The 14216-nt window shown below is 56.0% G+C and carries 9 protein-coding genes and 1 pseudogene; 8 read left to right on the top strand and 2 right to left on the bottom strand.

The window, feature by feature from the left end; translation table 11 throughout:
- Both ACSZO4_RS21025 and ACSZO4_RS21020 read right to left on the bottom strand, forming a co-directional pair.
- Nucleotides 1-2650 (bottom strand): Ig-like domain-containing protein (locus tag ACSZO4_RS21025; protein ID WP_437891022.1); only part of this gene is annotated, 2650 nt, incomplete at its 3' end.
- 74 nt (nt 2651-2724) lie between these two features.
- Nucleotides 2725-3813, bottom strand: coding sequence for a DUF4347 domain-containing protein (locus ACSZO4_RS21020; RefSeq protein WP_437891021.1), 1089 nt, complete (start codon nt 3811-3813; stop codon nt 2725-2727).
- 483 nt (nt 3814-4296) lie between these two features.
- On the opposite strand from ACSZO4_RS21020, the gene ACSZO4_RS21015 reads away from it, so the two are divergent.
- From ACSZO4_RS21015 to ACSZO4_RS20980, 8 genes and pseudogenes are all read left to right on the top strand, one after another.
- Complete coding sequence (locus ACSZO4_RS21015) at nt 4297-4992, top strand: response regulator transcription factor (RefSeq protein ID WP_437891020.1); 696 nt, start codon at nt 4297-4299, stop codon at nt 4990-4992.
- Nucleotides 4989-6176 carry a sensor histidine kinase gene (locus ACSZO4_RS21010; RefSeq protein WP_437891019.1) on the top strand — a complete coding sequence of 396 codons (1188 nt, stop codon included), beginning with the start codon at nt 4989-4991 and terminating at the stop codon, nt 6174-6176. The genes ACSZO4_RS21015 and ACSZO4_RS21010 overlap by 4 nt, the downstream gene beginning before the upstream one ends.
- Before the next feature lie 66 nt (nt 6177-6242).
- The gene (locus ACSZO4_RS21005) at nt 6243-7394 is read left to right on the top strand and encodes an efflux RND transporter periplasmic adaptor subunit (protein ID WP_437891018.1); all 1152 of its coding nucleotides are present in this window, start codon (nt 6243-6245) and stop codon (nt 7392-7394) included.
- Between the two features lie 11 nt (nt 7395-7405).
- Nucleotides 7406-10467: pseudogene (locus tag ACSZO4_RS21000) on the top strand (efflux RND transporter permease subunit).
- A gap of 260 nt (nt 10468-10727) precedes the next feature.
- On the top strand, nt 10728-11495 hold the full coding sequence (locus ACSZO4_RS20995) for a carboxymuconolactone decarboxylase family protein (RefSeq protein WP_437891017.1): 768 nt from the start codon (nt 10728-10730) through the stop codon (nt 11493-11495).
- A 9-nt stretch (nt 11496-11504) separates the two neighbouring features.
- Nucleotides 11505-12356, top strand: coding sequence for an aldo/keto reductase (locus ACSZO4_RS20990; RefSeq protein WP_437891016.1), 852 nt, complete (start codon nt 11505-11507; stop codon nt 12354-12356).
- 200 nt (nt 12357-12556) lie between these two features.
- Nucleotides 12557-13645 carry a histidinol-phosphate transaminase gene (gene hisC, locus ACSZO4_RS20985; RefSeq protein WP_437891015.1) on the top strand — a complete coding sequence of 363 codons (1089 nt, stop codon included), beginning with the start codon at nt 12557-12559 and terminating at the stop codon, nt 13643-13645.
- A gap of 11 nt (nt 13646-13656) precedes the next feature.
- Nucleotides 13657-14082 (top strand): GNAT family N-acetyltransferase, encoded by a 426-nt coding sequence (locus ACSZO4_RS20980; RefSeq protein WP_437891014.1) that lies wholly within the window; start codon nt 13657-13659, stop codon nt 14080-14082.
- Nucleotides 14083-14216 lie beyond the last annotated feature (134 nt).

The raw sequence follows: 14216 nt of genomic DNA, 5'->3' as shown, positions 1-14216 counted from the left end.
TGTTCGGCGTAAAGGTCGCCGTCCAGGTCACACCGCCGTCCTGGGAAGTCACTGCACTGAGCGTGCCGTTCCCCACGATCAAATCTTCGTTGCTAAACCCGGTTACCGGCTCTGAGAAGGTAATGGTCACAAGCGTTGACTCACCCGCCGTCAGTACCGTGTCAGCCATCACAATTGTTGCCGTCGGACGCAGGGTATCTACCGCATAGCTGTTCGAAAAACTCAGCCCGGTTCCGGCATTACCGGCCAGATCGTTGACCCCGGAATTATTGAGCAGAACGGTGTTAGACGCGGAGTCGACGTTATTGTTCGCCGTTAAGGTCACAGTCCAGGTGATGCCGCCATCGCTGCTCATCAGATTGCTCAGTGTGCCGTTCGGCGCAAACAAATCAGCGGTGGTAAAGTTCGTTACCGCCTCTGAGAAGGTGATGGTGACCTCGGTGGTTGCACCCCGGGCAAGCTGGGTGTCGGCCACCACAATGGCCGCCGTCGGGCGCTGGGTGTCGATGGCGTATGCATTAGAGGTTGCGATACCTTTTCCGGCGTTACCGGCCAGATCCCTTACGCCGCTGATATTGTTGTTGAGCACAATATAGTTGCCGGTACTGGTGATATTCGCCGTCGGGGTAAAGGTTCCTGTCCAGCTCAGACCGCCGTTGCTGCTCGAAAGCCCGCTGAGCGTGCCATTGCTGATTGTCAGATCGGCCGCCGTGAGTCCGGTTACCGCCTCCGTAAAGGTAATGGTGACCTGCGAGGTTTGCCCAATGCTTAGCGTTGAGCTGGCCATAACAATGGAGCTGACCGTGGGGGCCACGCCATCGACCACAATATTGTTCGCCGCGCCAAGCGAGCCAGCGGCACCTGTTGCCGCCAGGGTCAACTGCGCATCCGCGCCGTTACCATCGCGGATTGTCCCACCATTGAGACTTAATGCAGTGGTGCTGGCATAGTCGAGATCGGCGCTGGTATCACCGCTCTGCACGATATAGCGAAACACCAGCGTGCTGCTGCCGGAGCCGCTGACATATTGCGCATAACGATCGACGCTGCCGGTTTCCAGCAATAACTGAGGGGTACCGTTAGTGGTATCCACGTTAACATCAGAGTCAAAGCTGACGTGCAGATCCAGGCTGTCCCCTGCCTTATAAACGCCATCCAGGGAATCGGTGGTGACACCGGTGACCACGCTCGCGGTGCTGACAACATCGATATTAATGGTATCGGTATCTGTTTTTGCGCCACCTGCGCCGCTGGATCCAAGATCGCTGGTGGTTATCTGTATTGACGCATCACCGGCATAACCCGCAGTCGGCGTAAACGTCAGACCATTCAGGGCGTTGTTGATATTGACGAGCGTGCCCTCAATGGTCAACGTGGCATCATTTGCGCCGGTGCCGGTAATAAAGGTTAATCCCGTAATGGTGCTGAGGCTGAGCGCGCCATGGGATGCGGTCAGTGTGACCTGCACCGGGCTGCTTCCCGCATCAGCATCGCTGATGCTAATGGCGTTGCCTGCGCCCGCATTAAAGCTTAACGAATCGCCCTGATTGACACTCTGGGAAAGCGGCACGGTATTGACCGGGGCGTCATTGACGGCTGCTATGGTGACCGTCGAAGACACAGAAAGCGCAGTGGTATCGACCCCGCCGCTGGCAGTGCCGCCGCTGTCGCGCAGGCTGCTCAGAGTAATGGTGCGGGACGAGCCGGTTGGGTTGTCACTGCTGTTACGATACGTAATACCATTAACCAGTGCGGCGGCGACAGCGCTGCTTAACCCGCTGACGCTGTTCAGCGCCACGGTTGCCGTCGTGCCGGACAGGCTGACGCTATAGCTGATGCCGCTGCCGAGAGTGCTCCCGCTGTTACCGTTGGTAAGCGTAATATCCGTGCCATCGACACGGATAATTTCACTGCTGCCGTTAGCCAGATTGCCAACATTAAAGGTTAAACCACGGATAGTTTGCCCGGACTCAACCGTGGTAATGGCGGTACCGCTAAACAGGGAAACCGCGCTGCCATTTTCAGTATAAGTCGGGGTGCTCGTGGTGGTGCTCAGCAATGGCGCATCGTTAACCGGGATTATCATGATGGGGATATTGGCAGGCGCGCTGGTGTGACCATCGCCATCGTTGACGGTAACGCTCAGCGTCCGCGTAGTCGATGACGGATCGTCAGAGATATTCTGATAAGTCAGCCCGCGCACCAGATCCTGCACGGCGGCAGGTGTGGCGTTGGCGTTTAGTGTTACCACCAGCGCAGTACCATTGGAACCGCCGCTAACGGTGCCGATTAACGTCCCGCCCCATGTGACATTACCGCCGCTCAGACCAATCTGGCCGGCGGCCGTTCCCTGGTTGCGAATGGAGAGAACATCGCCGATGGCGCCGCTGGAGCCAAATGAAACAGTGACGTTGCCGCCGTCAAAATCGGCAGAGTCGCCATCGGTAACGGTCGCCGTTCCATCAATATCAAGGACCAGGGGAGACCCGCCTTCAATCACCCCGAAACTATGATCGTCCAGCCCGCTGATAACCGGAACAGGAGCTTTAACATCGCTGATATTGAAATTCTGAAAAGCGGTGACACCATTGCTGGTAATCGTGATTTTCACCACATCGTTAATCACCTGCGGAAAAACGATATCGCCCATGCTGGAATAGTCTAATGAGACATCAAACCCGCTGGTCGAACCATCGACATAGGTCAGGGTAAAATGAGCAGTTCCTAAATCTGCCGCCCCGCGCAGCGCAGCGCGGTAAGATCAAAGGTGTAACCGGTTGGCACAGTAATATTCAGTTGTGTCAGTCCGCCCTGTGTTGCAGAGAATAGCCCAACTTCTGCCGTACTGAACCACTTCTCTACATCCAAATTGCCATCGGCTGCGGACGAGAAAGTGACAGGTGTTCCATCGACGCTGCGGGTGATTGATGTGGGGAAAGATCCTGTCTCTGATACCGAAAAGACGAGCACCTCCAGCAGCCCCTGATACCCCTCCATATGCAGGGCGGCGGTCTCTACCGTGCCGACGGTTTTTTCCAGCGTCCAGTCACCGCCAATCAGGCTGCTCCCGGTGGCGTTGGTTGAGGCCGCCACATCCGCACCGGTGGCGCTGGCAAGGCCAGTCAGCAGGGCATCGCCGCTGCTGCTGGCCCCCACATCGCAACCGTAGAGCAGAATATCGCCATCGCTGTTTAAGGCGTTGCCGATGGTCGCCAGCGCTGCCTGTACCGCATCGCTGGAAAGAGAGCTGCTGCTGAGCACGTTGCTGCCAAGGTTAATTTTACCTTCGGAGCCGTGGGAGAAAATATGCATCGCATCATAGCCGCTATGGCTCGCCGCCCAGTCGGCAATTTGCGCAAGGCCGTCTTTGCTGCCGTCAATCAGCACCACTTCAACGCCGGGTTTTACGCCATCGACCAGGGTCTGGTAATCCTTGAGCGAGGTGTCGATAAACGCCACTTCATGGCGCACGGTCTCTTCAGCCGGGGCGGCTACATCCGCCTGGGCACTTTTTTCATCGTTTTGCGCACGGCCGCTGTCTGCCGGTGCTACGCTATTATTATCCTGCGCGCTGGAAGTGCTATGGGCTTCACTGGCTGCGGCTTTGCTGGCATCTGCGGTTGTTTCGCTATGGTTATTCTCAGCCACCGCCGTGTCATTGACGGTGGCGGCAATCGCCCCATCAAATAACATGCGTGGCTCTAATGACCAGGCTAAAGATTCAGCGGATTCTGAATGAGAAACTGCGGAAGTTTTATTATTTTCGAGATCGGTTTTATTACGGGCAGTATTTAGCCAGTCACGCCACACCATTTTTTGGCTCCTGATAAAGTATTTCTAGTAAGGCGCGAATTCCCTGCGCAGACAGCAGTTCTCGCCTCTCCAGCCTCAGGCGGATAGCGGTGTCACTGGCAATAAGAGATAAATCTGATTCTGTGTATCTTGTAGCAAAAAACATTTCGAAACAGAAGCACAACTGTTGCATTGTTTTTATAAGGCTGAATTACAATTGTTAACCCCAGGGGTATATTTGGCTTAAGGTGAAAATAAATAATTTTTTAATCGTAAATAGCGACTTTGGTTTCACTTAAGTTGAAATATTAAACTTCCTGTTTTTCTTACTAGAAAATAAAAGCAAAGAATGCTGGTATTTTCGCCATTTCACCTACCAAAATTGGTAGTCAAGTTTTCGGCAATCACGATAGCTTCAATTCTCTGCAATTTAGCCTGACGCCGTTTCCCGCCGCTGGCGTATTATGCTGTGCAATCCATTCTGTTTTGCCAGGTGACCTGCTGATGAATCAACGTCGGGTATTGATTATTGAGGATGATGCCGATGCGGCGAACGTGCTTGATGCCTACCTGCGGCGCGAAAACTACGTTGTTACCCTCTCCGGCGATGGCCGTGCCGGGCTGGATCTCGCCCGCCAGTGGAAACCGGATATTATTCTGCTGGATGTGATGCTGCCATCAATGAACGGTAGCGAAGTGCTGGCGGCAGTGCGCCGGGAAAGCCAGACGCCGGTCATCATGATTACGGCGATGGGCGATCTGCCGGATAAAATTGGCGCGTTGCGCTATGGCGCAGATGATTACATCGTCAAACCTTACGATCCCAGAGAAGTGGTGGCGCGGGTGCAGGCGGTGCTGCGGCGTTATCAGCAGCAGAATGAACCCCAGGAACGACTGCGCTGGCAGGGACTGGAAGTTGACACCGCCGCAATGACCGCCGTTGTCGCGCGCGAGGGAGATACCCCTCTGGTGCTGGATCTGACCCCTACCGAGTTCTCGCTGTTAACGCTGCTGATGCGCTCCCCGGTGCGGGCGCACTCCCGCCTTTCACTACTTGAACACGGCCTGCCCGCCAGCGATGCGCTGGAGCGGGTTGTCGATACCCATATTTATAATCTGCGCAAAAAACTCGAAGCCGTCGGCATAACCGACGTATTGCTCAACGTTCGTGGCGTAGGCTACAGGTTCAGGCAGCCATGAAAACAACCGCCGATCACTCTTTGTGGCGATGGATATGTATCCGTATTTCGATTTTCTCCATCTGCTCGGTCTTTGTCTTTGTCGCCTCTATCTGGCTGCGCTATGCCCTGCAGGCGCTGTGGATCAAACAGCAGATGCCCGACGCCCTGCGCCAGGAGTATGCGCTGATCAAAGCCCATCCCCCGGCCGACCCCGGCCGCTTTCACCAGATTGTCGACCAGTGGTGGGGACTGAGCTACAGCGATCCCAATATTGCGGCGGAAGACTGGCTGACCATTGCGGTGCTGCTGGTGATCCTGATCCCCTGCCTGGTGTTCTGGGGACTGAAAACCGTCCGCCCGCTGGCGGTGCAGTTCAGCCGCCTGACCGGCGCGGCGCGGACGGTGGCGCGTGGCGATTTCAGCGCCCAGGCGCAAGCGCTGGAAAACGCCCCGGCTGAAATGACCTCCTTCGTACAGGACTTTAACCATATGACCCGGCAACTGGCCCGCTATGAACGGGAGTTACGGGCCTCGCATGTGGCAATGGCCCATGAATTACGCTCGCCGCTGACCGCCGCAATGGGCCGCCTGCAGGGGATCATGGACGGCGTCTTCGCCCCCGACCAGCAGCAGCTTTCCATGATAATGAAACAACTACAGTCGCTGAATCAGCTGGCGGACGGCCTGCAATTACTGTCGCTGGCGGACGCCGATCGGCTGGTGCTGGAATATCACCCTTTTAATCTGACCGATCTGCTCAAAGAGCGGATCGCCTGGATCCACCCTCGCGCAGAGCAGGCCGGGCTGGTTATCACCCTCGATGCGGACAGTCAGTGTCTGTTGCAGGCTGATGCCGCTAAAATCGGACAGGTGATGACGCTGCTGCTGGAAAATACCCTCGCTTACGCCAGCGAAGGTAAACGCTTAGCTATTCGCGTCCGTCAGCAGACCACCGCCATTGAGATAACATTCCGTGATGCCGGTCCTGGCGTTTCGCCTGAGTTTCTTGCCGCCATGTTTGAGCGTTTTACCCGCGCAGACGGCTCCAGGGCGCGCAACTCTGGCGGATGTGGCCTCGGTTTGTCTATCGCCAGGGCAATTTGCCAGGCACATCAGGGGGAGATTAGCGCCAGTTTGCCCGCCTCCGGCGGTCTGGAAATCTGCGTGCGCCTGCCTTTTTGCGCTCCCTTGACCGTTTCTTGATAATTCCTGCAAAGAATCTGGATAACACCAGTGTGAGATAGCGTCATTTCGGTCAGGACAACCTATATGACACACACTCTCACTGCTGTATTACGCAATCTGCTCAGTAACCTGCGGCAAAAATGCCAGGGTTCAGGGCTTATACTGGCTTCGCTGCTCGCTTTCAGCCCGTTGTTTATTGCCATTCTCCTGCATAGCTGCCAGCAGCCCGTGGACGACGAAATGGTCGCGCCCCGCCCGGTTAAATACCTGGTGGTACCGCCCCCCTCCTCCCGCGACGCCGGGTTACGGGTGGGAGAGATCCATGCGCATGACGAAGTGGCGCTGGGGTTCAGAACCGGCGGGCGCATCATTTCCCGCACGGTGGATATCGGCGATCGGGTGCAGGCCGGACAGCTCCTTGCCACCCTGGAAAGCGATACCAGCCAGAATCAGCGATTGTCTGCGCAAGCCGACCTCGAAAGCGCCAGGGCGGCGGAACAGGTGGCGGCAGTAAATCTGCGGCGCATGAAGCAATTAATGCCCTCGGGAGCGATTTCGCTTTCGGCGCTGGACAGCGCTCAGGCTGAATGGCAGGCCGCCGCCTCGAAACGCAAAAGTGCGCAGGCAAGCCTGAAAATTGCCGATGAAAATCTTAGCTGGTCGCGCCTGATTGCGCCTTCCGATGGGGTCATTACCGCCGTTAATGCCTCTGTCGGTCAGGTGGTCAGCGCCGCAGAGCAGGTGGCGACGCTTGCTGCGGGTGACTCCCGCGATGCGGTGTTTGCCGTTGCCTCGCCGGATGATATGCCAACGGATCCTGGCACCCCGTTCACCGTGTCGCTGTTATCCAGCGCGGCGGTCAGGGCTCAGGCAATTTTCCGCGATATCAGCCCCCAGGCCGACAGCAAAACCCGCACCTGGCGGGTACGACTGACGTTAATTTCCCCTCCACCAGCGCTCGCGCTCGGCGCCAGCGTGCAGGCCGCCTTTAGCACCCGCCTGCCGCCTGTCATCGCGCTGCCCGCCAGCTCACTGACCCGTGATGCCGGTAAACCCGCCGTATTTGTGCTTGATAAGCCCGGACTGCAACTGGCGCTGCGCCCGGTTACCCTGGCCGGATATTCAGCGACGGATATTTTTATCGCTGACGGAGTGCAACCCGGCGACAAGGTGGTTATTGCGGGCGTGTCGAAACTGCGCGCCGGGGAGAAAGTGTCCATAGGGGAGGATGAATGACCACGCCTGCCATGAAAATGAATATCTCCTCCTGGGCTATCGCTCACCAGCAGCTGGTGGTGTTTTTGATGCTGATGATCATGGCCATAGGGGTAAAAAGTTATGACCTGTTATCGCGTAATGAAGATCCGAATTTTACCATCAAGACCGCGGTAATTAGCGCCCGGTGGCCCGGCGCCACGCTGAAAGACACGCTCAATTTTGTTACCGATCCGCTGGAGAAAAAACTTCAGGAAATTCCGTGGCTGGATTACGTGGAGAGCGAAACCCGCGGCGACCGCACGGTGATATTTGTCAATCTGCGTGACGATACGCCCCCCGCCAGAGTGAGCGATATCTGGTATCAGCTGCGCAAAAAAATGCAGGACATCGTGCCCTCACTACCGGAGGACGTCAGCGGCCCGTGGGTGAATGATGAATTTGATGACACCTTTGGCACGATCTACGCCTTTACCGGCGACGGCTTCTCGCCCCGGGCGCTGCGCGATTATGTGGAGACGGTTCGCCGCGAACTAATGTCGCTTGCGGATATCGGCAAAATCCAGCTCTCAGGCGAACAGGAGGAACAGCTCGTCGTCGCTTTTTCTCCGCAAAAAATGGCGGGAATGGGTATCACCCTGCAACAGATAACCGCCGCGCTTAAGGCGCAGAATGCCATCGTTCCTTCCGGCACGGTACGCACGGCGACCGAGAATATAACCCTGCGGGTCAGCGGCGCCTTCAGTTCAGAAGCGAGCCTCAACAGTATCACCCTGCATATTGACGATCGTTTTATTCCGCTTACTGACCTTGCCACCGTCAGCCGGGAGCCAGCAGAACCCCCGGCCCCGCTTTTTCGCGTCAACGGACAACCGGCCATCGGGCTGGCGGTCTCAATGGCCGCCACCGGTAATATGCTGCGCTTCGGTCAGGCGCTGAATGCGCGAATGGAGAGTATTCACAACACGCTGCCGCAGTGGATTGAGATTACCCGGGTCGCGGATCAGTCAGCGGTGGTGAGCCAGGCCGTGGATGAATTTGTCCAGGTACTGGTGGAAGCGATTATTATCGTGATGGCCGTCTCTTTTGTCTCCCTAGGGCTACGTGCCGGGCTGGTGGTGGCCGCCGCCATTCCGCTGGTGCTGGCGCTGACCTTTATCCTGATGCTGGTTTGCGATATCGGGCTGCAGCGCATCTCCCTTGGGGCGCTGATCATTGCCCTCGGCCTGCTGGTGGATGACGCCATGATAACCGTAGAGGCGATGGTCAGCCGTCTCGAAGCCGGAGACAGCAAACTTACCGCCGCCAGCTACGCCTTAAGCGCCACGGCCTTTCCGATGTTAACCGGCACCCTGGTGATGATTGCCGGGTTTATCCCGGTAGGGTTTGCCGCCTCCAGCGCCGGGGAGTACTGCTATACGCTGTTTGCAGTGGTGATGATTGCGCTGGTCTGCTCGTGGGTGGTCGCTATTCTCTTTTCGCCCCTGACCGGCGTGTGGATCCTGCCCGCCGTTATGCCGCAGCATACCCGGCAGGCGTCGCTTAGCAGGCGCGGTTATCTGCACTGTCTTAATGCCACCCTGCGCCATCGCGGACTGACGCTGACCGTTGCCCTGCTGGTGCTTATCCTCTCCGGCGCGGCCACTACTTTGCTGCAGGGAGGATTTTTCCCCCCTTCCGATCGCCCTGAGTTGCTTGTCAATCTCACCCTGCCGGGCAATGCCTCCCAGGCGGAGACCGCACGCCAGACCGGACTGCTGGAAAAGGCACTCCAGGGAAACAGCAACATTGCGCGTTTCTCCTCGTATATCGGCAGCGGCGCGATCCGCTTTTATCTGCCCATGGATGTGGCGCTCGAAAACGAAAATATTGCTCAACTGGTGGTGGTGGCCAAAGATCTTGCCTCGCGCAATCTTTTGCAGCAGCAAATTAGCGACATTCTTGCCCGCCAGTTCAGTGATATTGTTGCCAGGGTTTATCCGCTTGAACTGGGGCCGCCCGTTGGCTGGCCGATTAAGTACCGGTGAGCGGGCCCGATTACGCCAGGGTTCAGCAAATTGCCCGAACGCTTGCAACCCGTATCTCAGGCTCTGCGCACACACGTGAAGTGAATATGACCGCAGGCGAACCCGAGCGGGTCATCACCCTGAAGGTCAACCAGACTGCCGCCCGGGCGGCGGGTATCTCATCAGAAAGCCTCGCTCAGGAGCTGAATACGCTATGGTCGGGGATGTCGGTGACCACCCTGCGCGATCGCAACCGCCTGGTCGGGGTGACGCTGCGGGCCAACGATCAAGCGCGCCAGGATCTGAACAGCTTTAGCTCGCTGTTTCTGACCGCCGATGACGGGCGCAAAATTCCACTTGCTGAAATTGCCACCCCGGAATGGGGCGTTGATGACCCGCTTATCTGGCGGCGTCAGCGTCTGCCGGTGATCACCGTCCAGACCGATATCGCACCGGGCCTGCAGGCGGAAACAGTTTCGGCTTCTCTGCAACCGGAGATCGCGGCTCTGCGGGCGACCTTGCCTCCTGGCTACCAGATTGACGAAGGCGGCACGGTCGCGGAATCCGCCAAAGGCAACAGCTCGGTCTTTCGCATTCTGCCCTTCTCACTCGCCCTGACGCTGTTGCTGCTAATGATCCAGTTACAACGTTTCTCCCGCGTCCTGCTGGCGCTGCTGATGACGCCTTTTTGCCTGCCAGGCATCGTGTTGTTGATGCTGCCCACCGGCACACCGCTGGGGTTTGCCGCCATTCTGGGGATGATTGCGCTGGCGGGAATGATTATCCGCAATGCCGTTATTTTGATTAGCGAGGTGGACAGCTATGTCCGGCGCGGTCTGGCCCGTGATGATGCCATTGTCAGCGCTGCCGCTCACCGCGCCAGGCCCATTATGCTGACCGCTGCCGCGGCGGTCCTCGGTATGCTGCCCATTGCCGGTCAGGTCTTTTGGGCGCCGATGGCCTTTGTCATTATTGGCGGCCTGCTGGCGGCGACGCTGGTGACGTTAACGGTATTACCGGTTTCGCTGAGCCTTGTTATGCAGGCAGAAGAGCGCCTGCGAACGCGGGCAGTCGGTCAGCAGCATTAATTGCCATTACGCCCTGTTGCCTCCGCTAATAACGCCGGGGCAGCAGGATGATTTATGAATGACAGTAATAACGCCTATCTGTTCTGGCCCGTAGGATTATCCCGCCAACCTTATTACACTGAATTAAACCGCGTAAATTTATCTCACCTGCAAACAATATGTCGCCCCGTGAAGACTTTATTTTTTCAGACTCTGTGCTGCGCGCCGCTCTGCAGGAAATATCACGCCGCATCCTTAATGATGAAGGGAGAAAATAACCGATGAAGAGACTCTCGCAAATTACCACTCTTGCGACCGTCGTATTCCTGGCGTTCAGTACCTGCCCGACAATTCACGCCGCAACCGTTACAGAAGGAACATCAGCGATGCACCAGCCATACCCGGTTTCCGATAGCCTCACCGCACGCCAGCAATCTATTCCTTTAATTGCCGCCTTTATGGCCAGCAGCAATATGGACAAACTCAATCAGGCGCTGCATCAGGGTCTTGATGCCGGACTGGCCATCAGCGAGGCCAAAGAGATCCTGGTTCAGCTCTATGCGTACACCGGTTTTCCCCGCAGCCTGAATGCGCTGAATGTTTTGATGCAGGTTGTCGATGAGCGTAAGCAACGGGGTATTGAGGACTTGCCTGGCAAAAACCCGGTCGCCGTCATTCCCGTGGGTGAGGAACTGCGGGCGCTTGGCACGGCGAACCAGAGCAAAATTTCCGGCGGCCCGGTGCAGGGCCCGCTTTTCGACTTTGCTCCGGTGATTAACCAGTTCCTGCAAAGCCATCTGTTTGGCGATATTTTCGCCAGGGACAATCTCGACTGGCAGAGCCGTGAGCTGGCGACCGTCGGCGCGCTGGCAGCGACGCCCGGCGTTGAATCACAGCTGTTATCACACACCCGCGCCAGCCTGCGGGTTGGCCTTAGCGAAGGGCAACTGCGTGAGCTGGCCCAGGTCTTACGCCAGCAAGGCGCGCACGACGCCGCCGTGCGGGCAGAACATGCACTCCAGCAGGCATTAGCCCGCACCTCACTTTAAAGAGCTACCATGCAAAAAGTACAACTGAACAACGGCATTGAGATGCCTTTACTCGGCTTTGGCGTCTACCAGATGACGGACGCCGCCGAGTGCGAACGTGCGGTCATTGACGCTATTGAAACCGGCTATCGCCTGATCGATACCGCCGCGTCATACCAGAATGAAACCCAGGTCGGCAACGCGCTTAAGCACAGCGGCATTGCCCGTGAAGAGCTGTTCGTCACCACCAAGCTGTGGTTACAGGACACAAACTATGCCGGAGCAAAAGCGCAATTTGAGCGTTCGCTAAACCGCCTGCAACTGGATTATGTGGACCTTTATCTGATCCACCAGCCCTACGGTGACGTGCATGGCGCCTGGCGCGCTATGGAGGAGTTATATCAGGCCGGGAAAATTCGCGCGATCGGCGTCAGCAATTTTCACCCGGTCAGACTGGCCGATCTGATGGCATTTAACCAGGTTGCGCCTGCGGTAAACCAGGTTGAGGTTAATCCGTTCAATCAGCAGCTGCATGCCGCTGAATGGATGAAAAGCCGGGGTATTGCGCCCGAAGCCTGGGCGCCCTTTGCCGAGGGCAGAAATGGCCTTTTCGAGCATCCGGTTTTAACCGCGATCGGCGAGAAATATGGCAAAAGCGTGGGTCAGGTTATTCTGCGTTGGCTGTTTCAGCGCAGCATCGTATCGCTTGCCAAAACCGTGCGTAAATCACGTATGGCGGAGAATATCGCAATGCTGGATTTCGAACTCAGCAGCGACGACATCCAGCGCATTACCGCTCTGGACACCGCCACCAGCGCCTTCTTCTCCCATCGGGATCCGGCCAGGGTGGAATGGCTGACCGGGCGAAAACTGGACATTTGATGTAAAAGAAGCCGCCTGGATGGCAACGATTTAACCGCTGTCCAGGCAATATTTCCGGCATAATTAAATTCCTTTTAACGAATAGCTTATAACCATTTTGTCTATTTCCTGACCCTGATTGTCCTGTTTACGCCCCTCACTTTTCTGCCAGGATAAAACATCCGCTTTTATACGACCTACTCCGGCAGGAATTATTGATCATGCATTATCGACATATTTTAGATTCATTTAAGCCCCTCGATCCGCCAGCAGAGACTCGCGAACATTTACCTGAAAATGGCAATGCCATTAACCTGGCACTGAACGAAAATAGCCTCGGTTGTTCGCCTCTGGTAACCCAGGCGTTAATGAAAGCCCTTATCTCAACGTCCCGTTACCCTTCGATGTTCTGCGATGAACTTCGTGTAAAACTTATTAATCAGTATGATCTAAAATCGCAAAACATCGTCTTCGGTAGCGGTATCTTCGAGATATTGTCACTGATCAGCGCCGTGTTTATCGGTGAAGAGGACGAGGTGATTATTCCTGCCCCGTCTTTCGGCTGGTATAACCTCGTTACCCGCCTGAACGGCGGGCGTATTATTCCGGTGCCACTCAAACCTTATACCATTGACCTTGATGCCGTCCTGGATGCAATAACCCCCGCGACGCGTTTGATTTGGCTTTGTAATCCGCATAATCCGATGGGCACAATACTTTCATCCGGCGCATTGCAGTCCTTTCTCGCAAAGGTACCTGCCAATATTGCGGTGGTATTTGACGAAGCCTACAGGGAGTATGCTGTAGCCCCTGATGTCGCCGATGGCATTGAGCTGGTACGAGAGTTTGAAAATCTGATCGTACTTCGTACTTTTTCGAAAGCGTATGGCCTGGCCGGGTTGCGCATTGGTTTTGCGGTCACTGGCGCTGAAATCGCCAGTTTGTTGCATAAAGTTAAAATACCACCAAACGTTAATCAGCTGGCCCAGGTTGCCGCCCTCGCAGCCTTAGACGATACCGCCTTTCTGACTCAATCGGTCAGTCTGGTTCGCCAGGGGCTGCAGGATTACTATGCCGTTTGTGATGAACTTGGATTAGGCTACATCCCAAGTTTTGCCAATTTCCTGATGATCGACGTTGAACGGGATGGTGATGAAGCGGCCAGCGTATTTCTGGATGCAGGCATCAAATTGCGTTCGGGGAGAGAAGTCGGGCTCGCCTCCTGGATCCGCGTGACGATAGGCACTGCGCAGGAAAACCAACGGGTATTTGCCGTATTACGACAACTGGCGGCGGAGCGTACCGCCTGAGAGGAAGAAATATGGAAATCATCAGGGCCAGCGAGACCTGGCATATTGCAGCTGTCCATTACCTGCGCATTCAGACCGCAATAGATCTCAACATCTCGCTCGCTGCGGAGATAGATGAAACAGCGGAAGCGCCATGCGATTATTTACTGATTATCGAGGGGAATACGCCCGTTGCTGCGGGTCGTCTGCGCAGCTATCCGGAGTATGCCAAATTTGAACGTATCTGCGTTGCGCCTGCTTATCAGAGTCGGGGAATAGGCAGTCTGCTTATTCGTGAGATGGAAAAATGGGCATCCGAACGCGGTTTTCCACGCATATTGATCACCAGCAAATGGGACGTCCGTCAGTTCTATCTCCAGCTTGGCTACCAGCCCGAGGGCGATATCATTGCAGACGGGCTGTTTCCTTTAATACGGGTGACCAAAACGCTGGCGTAAAAAGCAAGCAGTAGCTGAGAATACTGCTTTTTATCCGCCAGCTAAAACCGCAGGACAATATTAGGGAAGGTGCGATTTAATCGTCAGTTATGAGAACATAAGGCTTTCTTTGCCATAGATTTTTCACGATGCCC

Source organism: Phytobacter sp. V91 (assembly GCF_965644225.1).
GTDB lineage: Bacteria > Pseudomonadota > Gammaproteobacteria > Enterobacterales > Enterobacteriaceae > CBFFRJ01.
Note: the sequence above shows the minus strand (reverse complement) of the source record. Positions and strands in the feature narration are given on the sequence as shown.